General features: G+C 71.4%; 17 protein-coding genes. 7 read left to right on the top strand and 10 right to left on the bottom strand.

Annotated features, from left to right (window positions below):
- Window positions 1-278: 278 nt before the first annotated feature.
- Window positions 279-989 carry a VIT family protein gene (locus ACH47Z_RS00205; RefSeq protein ID WP_399068828.1) on the top strand — a complete coding sequence of 237 codons (711 nt, stop codon included), beginning with the start codon at window positions 279-281 and terminating at the stop codon, window positions 987-989.
- A 22-nt stretch (window positions 990-1011) separates the two neighbouring features.
- Here ACH47Z_RS00205 and ACH47Z_RS00200 read toward each other — a convergent pair whose 3' ends face one another.
- The 5 genes from ACH47Z_RS00200 to ACH47Z_RS00180 all read right to left on the bottom strand — a co-directional run bounded on the left by ACH47Z_RS00200 (window position 1012) and on the right by ACH47Z_RS00180 (window position 7226).
- On the bottom strand, window positions 1012-2022 hold the full coding sequence (locus ACH47Z_RS00200) for a CopD family protein (protein WP_399068826.1): 1011 nt from the start codon (window positions 2020-2022) through the stop codon (window positions 1012-1014).
- 100 nt (window positions 2023-2122) lie between these two features.
- Window positions 2123-3499, bottom strand: coding sequence for a CoA transferase (locus ACH47Z_RS00195; RefSeq protein ID WP_399068824.1), 1377 nt, complete (start codon window positions 3497-3499; stop codon window positions 2123-2125).
- Between the two features lie 40 nt (window positions 3500-3539).
- On the bottom strand, window positions 3540-4058 hold the full coding sequence (locus tag ACH47Z_RS00190; protein WP_399068822.1) for a hypothetical protein: 519 nt from the start codon (window positions 4056-4058) through the stop codon (window positions 3540-3542).
- Between the two features lie 27 nt (window positions 4059-4085).
- A complete protein-coding gene (locus tag ACH47Z_RS00185; protein WP_399068820.1) occupies window positions 4086-5615 on the bottom strand; it encodes a S8 family peptidase in 1530 nt (509 codons plus the stop codon).
- A gap of 81 nt (window positions 5616-5696) precedes the next feature.
- Entirely contained in the window at window positions 5697-7226 is a 1530-nt protein-coding gene (locus ACH47Z_RS00180) for a S8 family peptidase (RefSeq protein ID WP_399068818.1), read from the bottom strand.
- Window positions 7227-7491: 265 nt separating this feature from the next.
- Here ACH47Z_RS00180 and ACH47Z_RS00175 point away from each other — a divergent pair, with 265 nt between their 5' ends.
- From ACH47Z_RS00175 to moaA, 3 genes are all read left to right on the top strand, one after another.
- Window positions 7492-7848, top strand: coding sequence for a DUF485 domain-containing protein (locus tag ACH47Z_RS00175; protein ID WP_399068817.1), 357 nt, complete (start codon window positions 7492-7494; stop codon window positions 7846-7848).
- Window positions 7845-9464, top strand: a complete 1620-nt coding sequence (locus ACH47Z_RS00170) for a cation acetate symporter (RefSeq protein ID WP_399068815.1) — start codon at window positions 7845-7847, stop codon at window positions 9462-9464. Before ACH47Z_RS00175 ends, ACH47Z_RS00170 begins: the two co-directional genes overlap by 4 nt.
- Window positions 9465-9632: 168 nt before the next feature.
- Complete coding sequence (moaA, locus tag ACH47Z_RS00165) at window positions 9633-10622, top strand: GTP 3',8-cyclase MoaA (protein ID WP_399068813.1); 990 nt, start codon at window positions 9633-9635, stop codon at window positions 10620-10622.
- Here the strand turns inward: moaA and ACH47Z_RS00160 are convergent.
- The gene (locus tag ACH47Z_RS00160) at window positions 10619-10837 is read right to left on the bottom strand and encodes a hypothetical protein (RefSeq protein ID WP_399068812.1); all 219 of its coding nucleotides are present in this window, start codon (window positions 10835-10837) and stop codon (window positions 10619-10621) included. The genes moaA and ACH47Z_RS00160 overlap by 4 nt on opposite strands.
- A gap of 189 nt (window positions 10838-11026) precedes the next feature.
- The gene (locus tag ACH47Z_RS00155) at window positions 11027-11407 is read right to left on the bottom strand and encodes a DUF3099 domain-containing protein (protein WP_399068810.1); all 381 of its coding nucleotides are present in this window, start codon (window positions 11405-11407) and stop codon (window positions 11027-11029) included.
- 245 nt (window positions 11408-11652) lie between these two features.
- On the opposite strand from ACH47Z_RS00155, the gene ACH47Z_RS00150 reads away from it, so the two are divergent.
- A complete protein-coding gene (locus ACH47Z_RS00150; RefSeq protein WP_399068808.1) occupies window positions 11653-11934 on the top strand; it encodes a GlsB/YeaQ/YmgE family stress response membrane protein in 282 nt (93 codons plus the stop codon).
- Between the two features lie 28 nt (window positions 11935-11962).
- On the opposite strand, the gene tyrS is transcribed toward ACH47Z_RS00150, so the two are convergent.
- Genes tyrS through ACH47Z_RS00135 form a run of 3 tightly spaced genes read right to left on the bottom strand, consistent with a single transcriptional unit; the run spans window position 11963 to window position 16202 of the window.
- Window positions 11963-13231: a tyrosine--tRNA ligase gene (gene tyrS, locus ACH47Z_RS00145; RefSeq protein WP_399068806.1), complete on the bottom strand. Its 1269-nt coding sequence runs from the start codon at window positions 13229-13231 to the stop codon at window positions 11963-11965.
- 56 nt (window positions 13232-13287) lie between these two features.
- A complete protein-coding gene (locus tag ACH47Z_RS00140) occupies window positions 13288-14682 on the bottom strand; it encodes a metallopeptidase TldD-related protein (protein ID WP_399068804.1) in 1395 nt (464 codons plus the stop codon).
- Window positions 14679-16202 (bottom strand): TldD/PmbA family protein, encoded by a 1524-nt coding sequence (locus ACH47Z_RS00135; protein ID WP_399068802.1) that lies wholly within the window; start codon window positions 16200-16202, stop codon window positions 14679-14681. The genes ACH47Z_RS00140 and ACH47Z_RS00135 overlap by 4 nt, the downstream gene beginning before the upstream one ends.
- Before the next feature lie 497 nt (window positions 16203-16699).
- Between ACH47Z_RS00135 and fabG the strand changes: the two genes are divergently transcribed.
- Window positions 16700-17404: a 3-oxoacyl-[acyl-carrier-protein] reductase gene (gene fabG / locus ACH47Z_RS00130; RefSeq protein ID WP_399068800.1), complete on the top strand. Its 705-nt coding sequence runs from the start codon at window positions 16700-16702 to the stop codon at window positions 17402-17404.
- Window positions 17405-17409: 5 nt separating this feature from the next.
- A complete protein-coding gene (gene fabI, locus ACH47Z_RS00125; protein ID WP_399068798.1) occupies window positions 17410-18177 on the top strand; it encodes an enoyl-ACP reductase FabI in 768 nt (255 codons plus the stop codon).
- Window positions 18178-18445 lie beyond the last annotated feature (268 nt).

Genomic DNA, 18445 nt, shown 5'->3' with positions numbered 1-18445 from the left:
CACCACACCCCATCGCCCACCGGTCCACCCGCCCCGGTCGGCCGAGAGGCGAGGGTGCGCGAGGCGCGCAGCGGCGACTGTCACGCACGCGCGCGTGCGTACTTGCCCGGTGCTCCTCGGCCGATCGAGTGGCGGCGGGACGCGCCGGTTGACCCGTGCCGTGAAAGCTGGTGTCCGAGCACCCCGAACGGCACTGCGCGGTCACCCTGTTGGAGGAGGCGTCGCCGTGGGTGTGGTGATGTCGGGGTGGCGGCCCCGGGGGTGCGATCCTCCCTGCTGTGACGGAACCAACCCACGACGAGGCCCACGGGGGCGCGCTCGGCTTGCGGCTGAACTGGCTGCGGGCCGCCGTGCTCGGCGCGAACGACGGCATCGTCTCCACCGCGGGCATCGTCGTCGGCGTGGCCGGTGCGACCCAGAGCCGGTCCACCCTGCTCACCGCCGGGCTGGCCGGCCTGCTCGCCGGGTCGATGTCCATGGCGGCCGGCGAGTACGTCTCCGTCTCCACCCAGCGCGACTCCGAGAAGGCCGCGCTGGCCGTGGAGAAACGGGAACTGCGGGAGCAGCCTGAGGCCGAACTGCGGGAGCTGGCCGGTCTGTTGGAGGAGCGCGGGCTGTCCCCCGAGGTGGCCCGGGAGGCCGCCGGACAGCTCACCGCGCGGGACGCGCTGCGGGCGCACGCGCGCGTGGAGCTCGGGATCAACCCGGACGAACTGACCAACCCATGGCACGCGGCCTGGGCCAGCTTCGTGGCCTTCACCGTGGGCGCGCTGCTGCCGCTGCTGGCCATCGTGCTGCCCCCGGCCGCGTGGCGGCTCCCCGTCACCGTCGTCTCCGTCCTCGCCGCCCTCGTCCTCACCGGCTGGACCAGCGCCCGCCTCGGCGCGGCGGACCCCAAGCGCGCGGTTCTGCGCAACGTGGTGGGCGGGGCCCTGGCGATGGCGGTCACCTACGCGGCCGGCCGACTGCTGGGCGCGGCGGGGGCGTGAGGGCGGTCGATCCAGGCGGTCGTCACGTCCAGCGGATCGGCAGCGGCAGCGCCGTGAGCAGGCCCGAGACCGCCACGGCCGCGCCCAGGGCGATCACCTCGGCCCGCGCGGGCACGGCCGCGGTCAGCGGGTCCGGTGCGCGCCGCAGCCGGATCCGGGCCCACAGGGCGAGCAGGGCGACGACGGCGACCAGGACGACCTTGGCCAGCAGGGTGCGTCCGTACGCCGTCGTCGTCAGCTGGTTTAGGATCGTGGCCGCCGGCATCCGCCGCAGCGCACTGCACACGCCCGTCGCGGTGACGGCCGCGAGCAGGACGAGCGCCACGCGCGCGTAACGGCCGAGCAGCGCGGCCCCCGCCGGGTCGCCGCGCCACAGCCGGAGCGTGCGCAGGGCGTACGGCAGACCGCCGGTCCACAGCGCCGCGCACGTCAGGTGCACCAGGGTCAGCGCCGAGCCGGTCAGCGGGCCGTGCTCGGTCGTGGGGTGCGCGCGCAGCGCCTCCGCGACCACCACCGCGGCCAGTGGCCACCCTTGCGCCGCCGGGCGCCGCGAGAGCGCGCACAGGCCCGCCAGCAGAAAGGCGTTGACCTCCAGCAGGGCCAACCTGCCGTCGCGGGAGCCGTACAGGCCGCCGACGTCGATCTGGCCCAGGCTGTGCGGGACCAGATCGCCGGCGGACACCACCGAGGCGAGCGCCAGGGCGGCGACGAAACCGGCCGGGGCGGCGAACGGCGCCCAGCTGCGGGGCCGTTCGGGTGGGGCGCCGGGCAGCCGCCGGGCGAGCCGCCGTACGAACAGCTCGCCCAGCGGCACGCTCAGCGCGGCGAACAGCACCGCGCGCAGCAGCCCGATGCCGCCCACCCCCGGCGCGGCGGCCTCCCCGGTGCCATGCAGTGCCGCCGACGGCCCGAGGAGCGGGATCAGGGCGCCCAGTGCCGTCAGGACGAGGAGGGCAGCGGTCCGGCCGGTGCCGGGCCGGCGGCCGGTGCCGTCCTCGTCGGTCGTCTCGGCGGCCGGTCGTGTCGCGCTCACCCCGCGATCTTCGCCAGTCACCGCAGAACCGGGCAAGTCCTGGAAAACAACTAGCTGTTCGGCATTCCCCGCATACGTACGTTTCCGGCCGCCCGCGCGCTCACCGCCAGCGGGCCGGTGACGACCCCCAGGGCACCGGAGGCGCCGCCCAGCCCTCGGGGCCGCCCGCGAAGGCCACCGGTGGCAGGGCGTGCCGCAGCCGGCCGAGCGGGCCGTCGGTCTCGGCCAGCCAGGCGTCCGGGCCCTCGTACGGCGTGCCGTCGGCCGGAGTCGGCCGGATCCCGTCCGTCAGCCAGTGCGCGGTCCTTGCCAGCGCCAGCCGCACCGACCGGCCGCCACCGTCGTACGACCGCTCGGTCAGCGCCCGCAGGACGGCCGCCGCCAGCAGAAAGCCGGTGCCGTGGTCCAGGGCCTGCGCGGGCAGCGCGCCGGGCTCCTCGGTCGAGCCCTCGGTCACCGCGATGCCGGTCGCGACCTGCACCAGGCTGTCGAAGCCGCGCCGCGCGCCCCAGGGCCCGTACGCGCCCCACGCCGAGACCTGCGCCACGACCAGCCCGGGCCGGCGCGCGATCAGGGCCTCGGGGGAGAGCCCGAACCGGTCCAGGGCGCCCGGCCGGTACCCGGTGACGACGACGTCCGCCGACGCCAGCAGCTCCTCGAAGGTGTCGCGATCGCCGGTGAGGTCGAGCGTCGTCGACCGCTTGCCGAAGCCCGTGTCGGCGTGCTGGTCGGGGAGTTCGGGGAGCCAGGGGGCGTCCACGCGCAGGACGTCCGCGCCCAGCAGGGCGAGGGTGCGGGTGGCCACGGGGCCGGCGAGGACTCTCGTCAGGTCCAGCACGCGCAGCCCGGCGGCGGGCAGCAGGGGGGCGGCGCCGGGGGCGAGCGGGGGGAGCACGCGCGTGTGCGAGGCGTCCAGGCGCTCGCGCTCGACCAGTGGGCGTGCGGTCACCTCGGCGGCCTGCTCGGTGGCCGCCCACTCCTTCGGGGTGCGCAGGGCCACGGCGAGGCCGCCGGCGCCGTAGACCGCCTCCTCGACCGCCAGTGCGGGCCGTTCGGCGAGCAGCGCGGCCGCCTTCGCCGCCGACGCGTCCTGCGGCAGGTCGAGTGCGCCGAGCAACCGGGCGCGGTGGTGCGGGTAGTTGGCGTGGGTGCGCACCCAGCCGTCGGCCGTCCGCCACCACCGCGACAGCGGTGCGAAGACGACCGGGGCCCGCCCGTCGACCAACAGCTGCCGCTCGCTCTGGAAAGCGGCCGCCACGGCGCCGTCGTCGACCCGGACGGCGGGCACCTCGGCGAGCCCGGCCCGGCGGGCCGCCAGCTCGGCGGCGGCCAGCGCGCAGGCGCCGACGCACGCGCGCGCCAGCTGCCGTACGGGAAGGCGTGCCGGAAGCGCGCCCGGCCGCTCGTCCGTCGTCATCCGGGAGAGGAGGGCGGGATCGCCGCCCAGTGTGGTCCACGCGGACGCGATGTCTGTCATGACTACACTATGCATTATTGATTGATCAATATTGATTGAATCAACCTGCGTGGGCAGCCGGGTGGGGCCAGTAGAGGCTCACCTCCTTGCGGACGTCGGACGGCCGCAGCTGCCAGCCCTGCGCCTGCGCCCGCTCGGCGACGTACCGGGCCCCCGCGCCCCGGTAGTCGCGCAGCGGTACCGTCCACTCGCGCGGTACCTCCGGCTTCGGCTTCGCGACCTGCTCGGTCCGGCGGGTGACGGCCTTGTCGACCAGCTGCCGGTAGTAGGCGACGTCTCCCTCATGCCGGACCTCCCGCCAGCCGACGCACCAGCGGGGCAGCGCTGCCCGGGCCGTCAGCCGGTCGAGGAATCGGCCGGCGGCGTTCTCGGCCCGCGTGCTGAACGTCGTGACGATCTCCGCCAGCGACGCGAAGCCCAGAACGAAGCCCCAGATGAACAGGGCCAGCAGCCAGTGCACCGGTCGGTAGGCGACGCTCACCGCGAAGCGCACGACCAGCCATCCGCGGTGCCGCGCCGGCACGGGCTCCCAGGCCGCCGGATCTTCGTACATGTTCATGACCGGATCATGCCGTACGGGTGGGCCCTACCGGGTCACCGCGGCCAGCGCGTCCGCCGTGCCGAAGCCGTAGAAACCGTTGTAGTTCCTCGGCCCCTCGCACACCGCGTCGACCTTGCCGTCACCGTTGATGTCGTACGGGTCCGTGCACGGCGTGGCGTCGGCCTCCGCGTACAGCAGCGCCTTCACCAGGCTTGCCGGAGCATGCGGATGGGTTGACTTGATCAATGCGGCAACGCCCGCGACATGCGGGGTCGCCATCGACGTCCCGGCCATGTAGCCCCACTTGCCGCCCGGCAGCGGACCCAGGATGAGACCGCTCGTCGCCGGGGGCTCCGGCTTCTGGTAGGCGGTCGAGTCGCCGCCCGGCGCGGCGAGGTCGATCACACCGAGGCCGTAGTTGGAGAACGACGACTTCAGGCCCTTCGCACCGGTCGCCGCGACCGTGACGACACCCGGCAACTGGGTCGGTATGTCGTAGCACTTGTGCGGGTCGATCACGCGGCGCGACGGGGTGCCGTCGTCCGGGGAGGACGGGTCGGTGATCGAGCCGGATGCGAGGTCGTAGTGCTCGTTGCCCGCCGCCGCGACGTTGACCGTGCCCTTCTTCTCCGCGTACCGCGAGGCCCGGGTGATGGCGTCCACCAGCGCCTTCTGGTCCGGGTCGTCGGTGCAGTTGAAGTACCACGGGTCGGTGTAATAGCTGTTGTTCGTCACGTCGACGTGGTGCTCGGCCGCCCACACGAAGCCGCAGACCACGGCCTCGGTGTAGAAGAACCCCTGCGGGCCGTAGGCGGCCTTGATGCCGGCCACCTTGACGCCGGGTGCCACGCCCGTGACGCCGACCCCGTTCTTCGCGGCCGCGATCTCGCCCGCCACGTGCGTGCCGTGCGGGCTCTCCGACGCACTCGGCCGCCAGGCGCCGTCCGTCGTGTCGGGCTTGCCGGACACGCAGCTGACGGAGTCCGCGCGGTTGAAGTTGGGCGCGATGTCCGGGTGGGTGTCGTCCACGCCGGTGTCGATGACCGCGACCGTGACGTCCGGGCTGCCCAGTGTCTTCTCGTGCGCCTTGTCCGCCTTGATGGCCGGCAGGTCCCACTGCAGCGGCTCCAGCGGGTCCTGCCCGGCCGTCGCCTTCGCCTCGGCCGCGGCGATCTCCTCGGCGCCGAGCGCCTTCGGGGCGCCCTCGTCGGTGGTGGACCGGGCGGGCAGCGGCGCGTTGCGGGTGGCGCCGGCCGAGTCCACGCCGGGCACCTCGCGGATCTCCTTGGCGAAGTCCGGGTCGGCGGAGTGGACGACGATCACGCCGATCCGGTCGTACGCGATCACCACCGAGCCGCCGGCCTCGGCGATCGCCTGCCGCACATGCGCCGAAACGCCGTGTCCCGGGCGGACGTTGACGACATAGCTCAGGTCGGGGCCGTCGGAGGCCGCGGCCGCCGGCGTACTCTCCACCGCGGACGCGGTGACGTTCGGCAGGAACGCGAGTGCCGTGGCCAGGGCCATCCCGGCCGGGATCGCGAGGGCGCGGCGCAGGCGCGGCTTGGGCGCTGTCATGGGTCGGTTCTCTCCAGTTCGTTCGCGGTACGAGCGTGCCGTGCGGGAAGACCGGGAAGAGGAAAACGCCTGCTCGGGCGCCTACTCCACGGCACGCAGCGCGTTGACGACGCCGAATCCGTAGAAACCGTTGACGCGCTGGCCGCCGACGCAGGTCGCGTCCACGACCCCGTCGCCGTTCCCGTCGTAGGGCTCGCTCGGGCAGCCCGGGTTGTCCGCCTGGGCCTTGAGGAGGGCCATCAGCTGCGCCGGAGTGGCGTGCGGATGCGCCGACTTCAGCAGCGCGGCCACGGCGGCCACGTGCGGCGAGGCCATCGACGTGCCCTGGAGGAAGCCGTACTGGTCGTTCGGCAGGGTGGACAGGATGCGGCCGTTCTTCGACGGGGTGTCCGGGATCTGGTACTTGTCGCCGCCCGGCCCCGCCACGTCGATCACGCCCAGGCCGTAGCTGGAGTAGTACGACTTGGCGCCCTTCACGCCCACCGCGCTCACGGTGACCACACCGGGCAACTGGGTCGGCACGTCGAAGCACTCGTGTGGGTCGACCGTGCGGGTCGTGGCCGTCGAGTCGTCGGGGCTGGAGGTGTCCGTGAGCGCGTCCGCGTCGAGATCGTGGTTGGAGTTGCCCGCCGAGGCCACGTTGAGCGTGCCCTTGCGCTGTGCATACAACTGGGCCCTGTTGACCGCGTCGACGATGGCACGTTGATCGGGATCGTCCATGCAGTTGTACATCCATGGATCAACGTAGTAGCTGTTGTTGGTGATCTGGATGCCGTGGTCCGCGGCGAACACGAACGCGCACACCACGCTCTCCGGGTAGAACAGCGACTTCGCGTCCGGCTGCGCCACCGTGATGCTCGCGACCTTCACCCCCGGCGCCACCCCGGCCACGCCGACGCCGTTGCGGGCCGCGGCTATCTCACCGGCCACATGCGTACCGTGGTAGTGGTCGGCGTCCACCGGGCGCCACGCGCCGTACGTCGTGTCCGCCTTGCCGCTCACGCAGTTCGCCGACTGGGAGGCCGAGAAGTTGGGCGCGATGTCCGGGTGGGTGTCGTCCACGCCCGTGTCGATGACGCCGACGGTCACGTCCGGGCTGCCCGGGTCGATCCGCGCGGCCTTGTCGGCGCCGATCGCCCGCAGGTCCCACTGGTCCGCCTCCAGCGGCTCCTCGCCCGGCGCCGCGCTCTTCGCGAGCCGCGCGGCCTCCGCCTTCGACAGGACCTGCACCGCGCCCTCGTCCGTCGTCCCCGCGGCACTCAGCGGCGCGGTCCGCGTGGCGCCCGCCGAGTCCACCCCGCGCACCGCACGCATCAGCGCACCGAAGTCAGGGTTCGCGGAGTGGACGACGAACACCCCGATCGCGTCGTAACCGGCCACGAGGGAACCGCCGTTGCGGGTGATCTCCCGCCGTACCGACGCGAGCGTGCGGCGGTCGGTCCGGGTGTTGACCACGTACGCGAGGCTCGGGCCGTTCTCCGCCGCCCGCGCCGCCGGTGCCGTGGCGGGCGCTGCCGAGGCCGCCGCCGGCAGGAAACCGAGCGAGGCGGTCAGGGACAGCACGACGGGCACGGCGAGCGCGAGCCGGCGTCTGGAACGCAGATGAACCATGGGATCTCCACATCATCCGGATACGAAACCGCCCGAGACACAGGTGGTGGCGCTCGGGCAGGTACATGACGAGTGGTGCAGGGTGAAGCTATCCCCTTGGCTCACCGATCATCAATGACTTGGCAATGACTCGACAAGACCGCTTGCGGATCAACTCATAGGACTTGAACCGGTCCTCGCGTGGCGCCGTGGACCTTGGGCAGGGAGCACGAGCACGATCGAGCCCCCCGTCGTCATTGGCATCCGCGAACGCGAGGAGACCTTCGTGGCCACCGAGACACCGCCCCCCGCATCGTCGGGGATCCCCCTTCCCTCGACCGAGGAGTTCGCAGAGGTACAGCAGAGCGCGGAGTTCGGTGAACTGCGCCGCGCCCACCGCTCGTTCGCCTTCCCGCTCACCGTCGCCTTCATCGCCTGGTACCTGCTGTACGTCCTGCTCTCCAACTACGCGGACGGCTTCATGGGCACCAAGATCGCCGGCAACATCAACGTCGCCCTCGTCCTGGGCCTCGCCCAGTTCCTCACCACGTTCCTCATCGCCTGGTGGTACGCGCGGCACGCCGCCGCCGAGCTCGACCCCAAGGCGGAGGCCATCAAGTCCCGGATGGAGGGCGGCGCATGAGCCCCGCGATCACGGTGGCCGCCGGTGAGGCGAGCCAGCACCGGCCGCTGATCATCACCCTGTTCGCGGTGTTCGTCGCCGCGACCCTCGCCATCACCGTCTGGGCCGGCCGCCAGACCAAGGACGCCGCCGACTTCTACGCGGGCGGACGCCAGTTCACCGGGTTCCAGAACGGACTCGCCGTCTCCGGCGACTACATGTCCGCCGCGTCCTTCCTCGGCATCGCCGGCGCCATCGCCCTCTTCGGCTACGACGGCTTCCTGTACTCCGTCGGCTTCCTGGTCGCCTGGCTCGTCGCCCTGCTCCTGGTCGCCGAGCCGCTGCGCAACTCCGGCCGCTACACCATGGGCGACGTACTGGCCTACCGCATGCGCCAGCGCCCCGTGCGCACGGCCGCCGGCGTCTCCACGATCGTGGTCTCGATCTTCTACCTGCTGGCCCAGATGGCGGGCGCCGGCGTCCTGGTCTCCCTCCTCCTGGGCATCACCAGCGACGGCGGCAAGATCGGCATCGTCGCCCTGGTCGGCGTCCTGATGATCGTGTACGTCACCATCGGCGGCATGAAGGGCACCACCTGGGTCCAGATGGTCAAAGCGGTCCTGCTGATCCTCGGCGCCCTGCTGCTCACCTTCCTCGTCCTGCTGAAGTTCCACTTCAACATCTCCGATCTGCTCGGCAAGGCAGCCGACAACAGCGCCAAGGGCTCCGCCTTCCTGGAGCCCGGCCTGAAGTACGGCGCCACCGGCACCACCAAGCTGGACTTCCTCTCCCTCGGCCTCGCCCTGGTCCTCGGCACCGCGGGCCTGCCGCACATCCTGATCCGCTTCTACACGGTGCCCACGGCGAAGGCCGCCCGGAAGTCGGTCATCTGGGCCATCGGCCTGATCGGCGCCTTCTACCTGATGACCCTCGCCCTCGGCTTCGGCGCCGCCGCGCTGATCAAGCCGGCCGAGATCATCGCCTCCAACAAGGCGGGCAACACCGCGGCCCCTCTGCTCGCCCTGCACCTGGGCGGCGTCGACTCCAACTGGGGCGCCGTCCTGCTCGCCACGATCTCCGCGGTCGCCTTCGCCACGATCCTCGCGGTCGTCGCGGGCCTGACCCTGGCCTCCTCGTCGTCCTTCGCGCACGACATCTACGCCAACGTCATCAGGAAGGGACAGGCCACCGAGAAGCAGGAGATCGGCGCGGCCCGCTGGGCGACCGTCGGCATCGGCGCGGTGTCGATCGTCCTGGGCGCGCTGGCCCGCGACCTGAACGTGGCCGGCCTGGTCGCCCTGGCCTTCGCGGTCGCCGCCTCCGCGAACCTGCCGACCCTCCTCTACAGCCTGTTCTGGAAGCGGTTCACCACCACCGGCGCCCTGTGGTCGATCTACGGCGGCCTGGTCACCGCGGTCGGCCTGGTGCTGTTCTCGCCGGTGGTCTCCGGCAGCCCGGCCTCGATGTTCCCCGGCGTCGACTTCCACTGGTTCCCGCTGGAGAACCCCGGCATCATCTCCATCCCCGTCGGCTTCCTGCTCGGCGCCGTGGGCACCCTGCTGTCGAAGGAGGTCCCGGACGCGGGCAAGTACGCCGAACTGGAGGTGCGGTCCCTGACCGGCACCGGAGCACACTGACACCAGCGCCGGCACCTTCGTACGACGGCCGCGTCGGCCAGGACTGTAGGGTCCTACGACGCGGCCGCGTCGTACCTCGTCGGATCGGGCCGCTGTCGTTGTCAGTGACGTCACGTAGGCTCGCAGGTAACGGAAGACGAATGCTCCGGGACGAGGGAGGGGGCCCACGTGCTCATCGACACCTACGGCCGAGTGGCCACCGACCTGAGGGTCTCACTGACCGACCGGTGCAATCTGCGTTGCACCTACTGCATGCCCGAGGAAGGCCTGCAGTGGCTGGCCAAGCCCGACCTGCTCACGGACGACGAGATCGTCCGCCTCATCGACATCGCGGTGCGGACGCTCGGCATCGAGGAGGTCCGCTTCACCGGCGGTGAACCCCTGCTGCGCCCGGGCCTGGTCGGCATCGTCGAGCGCGTCGCGGCGCTGACCCCCCGCCCCCAGATGTCGCTGACGACCAACGGCATCGGCCTCAAGCGCACCGCGGCGGCCCTGAAGGCGGCGGGCCTGGACCGGGTCAACGTCTCCCTGGACACCCTCCGCCCGGACATCTTCAAGGTCCTCACCCGCCGCGACCGGCACAAGGACGTCATCGAGGGACTGGAGGCCGCCCACGCGGCGGGCCTCACCCCCGTCAAGATCAACTCGGTGCTGATGCCGGGTCTGAACGACGACGAGGCCCCCGACCTGCTGGCCTGGGCGATCGAGCACGGCTACGAGCAGCGCTTCATCGAGCAGATGCCGCTCGACGCCCAGCACGGCTGGAAGCGTGAGGGCATGGTCACCGCCGGGGACATCCTCGCCTCCCTGGGCACCCGCTTCGACCTCACCCCCGAGGGCGCCGACGAGCGCGGCGCGGCCCCGGCGGAGCGCTGGCTGGTCGACGGCGGCCCGCACCGGGTCGGCGTCATCGCCTCGGTGACCCGCCCGTTCTGCGCGGCCTGCGACCGCACCCGCCTCACGGCCGACGGCCAGATACGCACGTGTCTGTTCGCCACGGAGGAGACGGACCTGCGGGCGGCTCTGCGCTCCGGCGCCCCCGACGAGGAGATCGCCCGCATCTGGAAGCTGGCGATGTGGGGGAAGAAGGCCGGGGCGGGACTGGACGACCCGTCGTTCGTGCAGCCGGACAGGCCGATGTCGGCGATCGGTGGTTAGGCCCCTTCGGGCGCTTCCCAGTCCTCGAACTTCACCACGTCCTTGAGGAACCCCCGCACCCCGAGAAACTGCGAGAGATGCTCGCGGTGCTCCTCGCACGCGAGCCAGGTCTTGCGCCGCTCCGGCGTGTGGACCTTCGGATTGTTCCAGGCCAGCACCCATACGGCGGCGGCACGGCAGCCCTTGGCGGAGCAGATGGGAGTCTCGTCAGTCACGGGTTCGTCTCGCAGAAAGGGACCGGAGGAAAGGGCCGGAAACAAGGCGACGCCGAGCAGCCACGGGGGGAGCTGCCCGGCGTCGGTCCGTCGCTCCGACGGGGGATGCGGAGCGCGTACGCAGTATGTCACGGGTACCCCGTCGCCCGGCACCGGAACTGCACGATTGATCTGAGCTTTTCTTGAGCTTCAGGAGTGGCTCGCATTCCGCTTCTCCTCGGCCTCGGCATCCCCCGGCGCGGACTGCGCCCGCACGTCCTCGGCCCGCGTCTGTGTGATCATCGGCGGCGTGGGCACGCTGACGAACGTCGACGGAAGGGACGGCGGCCGCTCACGGCCCGCGTTGGCGATCACCACGGCGACATAGGGGAGCAGCGCACCGAACACCAGCGCCACGACGGCGACGTACCGCTCGACGTTCCACAGGGCGACCGCGAGGATCACCGACATCGTGCGGACCGTCATCGAGATGACGTACCGCCGCTGCCGGCCCCGCACGTCCTCGGCGAGACCCGTCCGGGCTCCGGTGATCCGGAACACCTGGACGCTGCCGCCGTGCTGCTTCCGCATCCCAATCCCCCATTCGCCCGCATCGGACACTCCCCGGCCCGCACCGTCGTCCCGGCCCGGCGGGGAGCCGGGCGGGGACACGTCCCACGTTACGCCGCGGCCGTGCCACCGACGAGACCGGGTCACCCACTGCCTGCGACAACGCTCCCGAACCGCCCCGCACGGGCGAACCCGACATGCGCTGTACGGCCCATCCGATCACACTGGCCCTAATGCTCACGTCGAGCCGTACCAGGGAGGCAGCCATGGGCTGGTTGTGGGCGATCATCGTGGGATTCGTACTCGGCATCATCGCCAAGGCCGTCATCCCGGGGAAACAGCACAGCCCCCTGTGGCTGACCACCATCTGCGGCATGCTCGGCGCCATCGTGGGCAACGCCGTCGCCCGCGCCGCAGGCGTCGCGGCGACCCGGGGCATCGACTGGACCCGGCACATCTTCCAGCTCGTGGCGGCGATCATCATCGTGGGAGCCGTGGACGCCCTGTACATGGCGACGCTGGGAAAGAAGAAGGCTCAGCGAGCCTGACAACTCGCTGAGCCGTGAAGGGGCGGCGCTACGCCGTAACAACCTCCACCGCGGCAAGGTTCTTCTTCCCTCGCCGCAGCACCAGCCACCGCCCGTCCAGCAGATCCTCGGACGAGGGAACCGCATCCTCGGACGCGACCTTGACGTTGTTCACGTACGCCCCGCCCTCCTTCACCGTCCGCCGCGCAGCGGACTTGCTGGCGACGAGACCGACCTCCGCGAACAGGTCGACCACCGGACCCAGCTCGGTGACCCGCACGTGCGGCACCTCGGACAGCGCCGCGGCCAGCGTCGAACCGTCCAGCTCCGCCAGCTCCCCCTGCCCGAAGAGGGCACGGCTCGCGGCGATCACCGCGGCCGTCTGGCCGGCGCCGTGCACCAGCGTCGTCAACTCCTCGGCGAGCGCCCGCTGCGCCGCGCGGGCCTGCGGCCGCTCCTCGGTCTCCCGCTCCAGCTCCTCGATCTCCTCGCGGGACCTGAAGCTGAAGATGCGCAGGAACTTGGACACGTCCCGGTCGTCGGCGTTGACCCAGAACTGGTAGAACGCGTACGGCGTCGTCATCTCGGGGTCGAGCCACACCGTGCCCGACTCGGTCTTGCCGAACTTGGTGCCGTCCGCCTTGGTGATCAGCGGCGTGCCCAGCGCGTGCACCACGGCGCCCGGCTCGACCCGGTGGATCAGGTCGGTGCCCGAGGTGAGGTTGCCCCACTGGTCGCTGCCGCCGGTCTGCAGCGTGCAGCCGTAGCGCCGGTACAGCTCCAGGAAGTCCATGCCCTGCAGGATCTGGTAGCTGAACTCGGTGTAGCTGATGCCCGCGTCGGAGTTGAGCCGCCGGGAGACGGCCTCCTTGGCGATCATCTTGTTGACCCGGAAGTGCTTGCCGATGTCCCGCAGGAACTCGATGGCCGACAGGCCCTGGGTCCAGTCCAGGTTGTTGACCATCACCGCGGCGTGCGGACCCTCGAAGTCCAGCAGCGGCTCGATCTGCGCGCGCAGCCGCTCCACCCACTGGGCCACGATCTCGGGCGCGTTGAGGGTGCGCTCCGCGGTGGGCTTCGGGTCACCGATCAGACCGGTGGCACCCCCGACCAGGCCCAGCGGGCGGTGGCCCGCCTGCTGGATGCGGCGCATCGTGAGGATCTGCACCAGGTTGCCCAGGTGCAGACTGGGCGCGGTCGGGTCGAAGCCGCAATAGAACGTGACGGGACCGTCCGCGAACGCCTTGCGCAATGCGTCCTCGTCCGTGGAGAGGGCGATGAGCCCACGCCACTTCAGCTCGTCGACGATGTCCGTCACGGTTCTCGTGTCTCCTAGATGATCTTCGGGCAGTCGAGCGACTACCGCCTACGAGGTTATACGCCCTGACTGACAGAGCTCATATTGAAATCGGGGATCCGCAGCGCGGGCATCGCGGCCCGGGTGAAGTAGTCGCTCCACTCCCTGGGCAGCGTCTTCTCGGTGCGCCCGGCCTCCGCGGCCCGCCCCAGCAGGTCCACCGGCGACTCGTTGAACCGGAAGTTGTTCACCTGCCCGATCACCTCGCCGTTCTCCACGAGGTACACGCCGTCCCGGGTCAGACCGGTCAGCAGCAGCGTCGCCGGGTCGACCTCGCGGATGTACCACAGGCAGGTCAGCAGCAGCCCGCGCTCCGTGTCCGCGACCATCTCCTCCAGCGACCGGTCGCCCCCGCCGTCCAGGATCAGATTGCCGAGCGCGGGGGCGACCGGCAGCCCGGTGAGGCCGGCGCTGTGCCGGGTCGTCGTCAGACGCCGCAGCACACCCGCGCCGATCCACTCCGTGGCGTGCGCCGGCAGCCCGTTGTCGAACACCGACTGGTCGCCGCCGGAGGAGTGGGCGACCACGAACGGCGCGCACTCCAGGCCCGGCTCGTTCGGGTCGCTGCGCAGCGACAGCGGCAGCTCGGACAGCTTGTCGCCCACGCGCGTGCCGCCGCCCGGCCTGGAGAACACCGTCCGGCCCTCGGCCGCGTCCCGGCCCGACGCCGACCACAGCTGGTAGATCAGCAGGTCCGCGACCGCAGTCGGCGGCAGCAGCGTCTCGTAGCGGCCCGCGGGCAGCTCCACGCGCCGCTCCGCCCAGCCGAGCCGTACGGCCAGCTCGGCGTCCAGGGCGCCCGGGTCGACGTCCTTGAAGTCCCGCGTGGAACGGCCGGTCCAGGCCGAGCGCAGCCGGTCGGGCGACTTGGCGTTCAGCTCCAGCGTGCCGGTGGGCTGGTCGTGGCGCAGGCGCAGACCCGTGGACGTACCCACATACGTCGACACCAGCTCATGGTTGGCGAAGCCATAAAGCTCCCGCCCGCCCGCACGCGCGCGTGCGAACGCCTCGCCGAGCGCCGGGGCGAAGTCGGCGAACACCGCGGAGGAGGTCTCGGCGGGCCCGTCCACGAAGTCGGGTGACTCCGGCACCCCGCTGACCAGGGGCTGGGCGTCCTCGGCGGGCCCGGCACCGCGCGCGGCCGCCTCGGCGGCCCGCACCAGCGGCTCCAGCTCGTCCGCCGTGACGGCCGACCGGGACACGACACCGGACGCCGTGCCCTCCCTGCCGTCCACGGTCGCGATCACGGTGAGCGTACGGCCGCGCGTCACACCGTTCGTCGTGAGCGCGTTGCCCGCCCAGCGCAGGTTGGCGGTCGAGTGCTCGTCGGCGATGACGACACAGCCGTCGGCCCGCGACAGCGCGAGCGCCTGCTCCACGACCTCGTGCGGCTTGTTGCTACGGGCGCTCATCGACCGGCCTCCTGCGTGGTGTTCAGAATGTTGACGCCCTTGAAGAGGGCCGAGGGGCACCCGTGCGACACGGAGGCCACCTGTCCCGGCTGGGCCTTGCCGCAGTTGAAGGCGCCGCCGAGGACGTAGGTCTGCGGACCGCCCACGGCGGCCATCGACCCCCAGAAGTCGGTCGTGTTCGCCTGGTACGCCACGTCCTTCAGCTGCCCGGTGATCCGCCCGTTCTCGATCCTGAAGAAGCGCTGCCCGGTGAACTGGAAGTTGTACCGCTGCATGTCGATCGACCACGACCGGTCGCCGACCACGTAGATGCCCCGGTCGACGCCCCCGATCAGATCCTCGGTGGACAGCCCCGCGGGATCCGGCCGCAAGGACACATTGGCCATGCGCTGCACCGGCACATGCTCGGGGGAGTCGGCGAACGCGCAGCCGTTGGAGCGGTCGAACCCGGTCAGCCTCGCGATCCTGCGGTCCAGCTGGTAGCCGACCAGCGTGCCGTCCTTCACCAGGTCCCAGGACTGCGCCTCGACGCCCTCGTCGTCGTACCCGATGGTCGCGAGGCCGTGCTCGGCGGTGCGGTCGCCGGTGACGTTCATCAGCTCGGAGCCGTACCGCAGCTTGCCCAGCTGGTCGAAGGTGGCGAAGGAGGTGCCGGCGTACGCGGCCTCGTACCCGAGCGCCCGGTCCAGCTCCGTCGCGTGCCCGATGGACTCGTGGATGGTCAGCCACAGGTTGGACGGGTCGACCACCAGGTCGTACAGGCCCGGCTCCACGCTCGGCGCCCGCATCTTCTCGGCGAGCAGCTCCGGGATCCGCTCCAGTTCGCCGTCCCAGTCCCAGCCGGTGCCCCTCAGATACTCCCAGCCTCGGCCGACGGGCGGCGCGATGGTCCGCATCGAGTCGAACTCGCCGCTCGACTCGTCGACCGACACGGCGGTGAGCTGGGGGTGCAGCCGTACACGCTGTTGCGTCGTCACGGTCCCGGCGGTGTCGGCGTAGAACTTGTTCTCGTGCACGGTGAGCAGCGAGGCGTCCACATGGTCGACACCCTGCGCGGCCAGCAGCCGCGCGCTCCAGTCGGCCAGCAGCCCCGCCTTCTCCTCGTCGGGCACCGAGAAGGGATCGATCTCGTACGACGACACCCACGTCTTGTCGGCGTGCACGGGCTCGTCCGCCAGCTCCACCCGCTCATCGGACCCGGCGGCCTTGATCACCTGGGCGGACAGCTTCGCCATCGCCACCGCCTGCGAGGCGACCTTGGCCGCCGCGTCCAGGGACAGGTCCACCCCGGACGCGAAGCCCCACGTACCGCCGTGCACGACCCGGACCGCGTACCCGAGGTCGGTGGTGTCCGACGATCCGGCGGGCCTGGCGTCCCGCAACCGCCAGGAGGCGCTGCGCACCCGCTCGAACCGGAAGTCCGCGTGCTCGGCCCCCAGCGCACGCGCGCGTGCGAGCGCGGCGTCGGCGAGGGCCCTCAGCGGCAGTGCCAGGAACGACTGATCGATTTCATGAGGCACGGGTGGGATTCCCTTCGCTGCTACCACCTGGTCCGTCCTGCGTGGACCGTCCGAATCGCCGATACGGAAGTCAAACATGTCCCGCACGCTCCGTACATGCGGGTTTTCCCTCGGGCCCTGGCGACATCCGGCCGGGGCCGTCGAGGTACCGCCCGGTTGGTGATCACCGGGGTTCCCCAAGCGCGGTGCGGCTCTTAAGACGGGGCGGACAGGACCCCCACAGGTCCGCTGAAGGCACCTCGGCCGATCTGGACCGCATGGTCACGGACTCACCGAGGAGGTGCGGGACCTCGCGACCAGGGTTCCAGGCGTCCTCCGCTCCCTCGACTGTCCGACGGCCGACTGTAGAAACCCGACAGCGACTCGCATGAGCCACTGTCGGTGCCCACTTCCCCGAGCGCGCGGCGCTACCGATAGGTTTTCGATGAAGCCGCCTGTCATCGACGTGTTCGGGCGGGTCGTACGACGCTTCAGACCGCTATCGAAAGGGTGATCCGTTGAGCCGCTCGGTTCTCGTCACCGGAGGAAACCGGGGCATCGGCCTCGCCATCGCCCGCGCATTCGCCGATGCAGGGGACAAGGTCGCGATCACGTACCGGTCGGGTGAGCCGCCGGCCGGCTTCCTCGCCGTCAAGTGCGACATCACCGACCCGGAGCAGGTGGAGCAGGCCTACAAGGAGATCGAGGACCAGCACGGTCCGGTCGAGATACTGATCGCCAACGCCGGCGTGACCAAGGACCAGCTCCTGATGCGCATGTCCGAGGAGGACTTCACCTCGGTCATCGACACCAACCTCACCGGCACCTTCCGGGTCGTCAAGCGCGCCAACCGCGGCATGCTCCGCGCCAAGAAGGGCCGCGTCGTCCTGATCTCGTCCGTCGTCGGCCTGCTCGGCTCGGCGGGCCAGGCGAACTACGCCGCCTCCAAGGCCGCCCTGGTCGGATTCGCCCGGTCCCTCGCCCGTGAGCTGGGCTCGCGCAACATCACCTTCAACGTCGTCGCGCCCGGCTTCGTCGACACCGACATGACCAAGGTGCTCACCGACGAGCAGCGCGAGAACATCGTGTCTCAGGTGCCGCTCGGCCGTTACGCGCAGCCCGAGGAGATCGCCGCGGCGGTGCGGTTCCTCGCCTCGGACGACGCCTCGTACATCACTGGAGCCGTCATCCCCGTTGACGGCGGACTGGGAATGGGTCACTGATCACCATGAGCGGAATCCTCGAGGGCAAGCGCGTCCTGATCACCGGCGTGCTGATGGAGTCCTCCATCGCCTTCCACGCGGCCAAGCTGGCCCAGGAGCAGGGCGCGGAGATCATCCTGACCGCGTTCCCGCGGCCCACGCTGACCGAGCGCATCGCCAAGAAGCTGCCGAAGCCCACCAAGGTCATCGAGCTGGACGTCACCAACGACGAGCACCTCGGCCGGCTGGCCGACATCGTCGGTGAGGAGCTGGGCGGCCTGGACGGCGTCGTGCACTCCATCGGCTTCGCGCCGCAGGACGCGCTCGGCGGCAACTTCCTCAACACCCCGTTCGAGTCCGTCGCCACCGCCATGCACGTCTCGGCGTACTCCCTGAAGTCGCTGACCATGGCCTGCCTGCCGCTGATGCAGAACGGCGGCTCCGTCGTCGGCCTCACCTTCGACGCGCAGTACGCGTGGCCGCAGTACGACTGGATGGGCCCGGCCAAGGCCGCGCTGGAGGCCACCAGCCGCTACATCGCCCGCGACCTGGGCAAGCAGAACATCCGCTGCAACCTCATCTCCGCGGGCCCGATCGGTTCCATGGCCGCCAAGTCCATCCCGGGCTTCACCGAGCTGGCCGCCGTCTGGGACACCCGCTCCCCGCTGGAGTGGGACCTGAAGGACCCGGAGCCGGCCGGCCGCGGCATCGTCGCCCTGCTGAGCGACTGGTTCCCGAAGACCACCGGCGAGATCATCCACGTCGACGGCGGCCTGCACGCGATCGGCGCGTGACGCTGCCGCTGAGGCACAGCCGACGGCCGAGGCCCGCACCCCTCCGGGGGCGCGGGCCTCGGCCGTGTCGGGGGCGTGCCGGAGGTCGGAGGGGCGCACTAAGGGGGACGGGAGGTGCGGGCCCGGCCTGGGGTCGGCGTGTGTCTGACGTCGGTGCGGAGAGCCCGCGGTCGGCGCCCCCCGCGCCAGCCGCAGCCGGCCGGGGCTGGGCATCGGCGGGTAGCGGGACGGTGGCAGGTACGGGCGGTCGGTGGTGTGCCGTCCGGTG

This window comes from Streptomyces sp. NPDC020192 (assembly GCF_044388685.1).
In the GTDB taxonomy this organism is placed as follows: domain Bacteria; phylum Actinomycetota; class Actinomycetes; order Streptomycetales; family Streptomycetaceae; genus Streptomyces.
The sequence above is the reverse complement of the archived record's forward strand: the minus strand, read 5'-3'. Positions and strand labels throughout refer to the sequence as shown.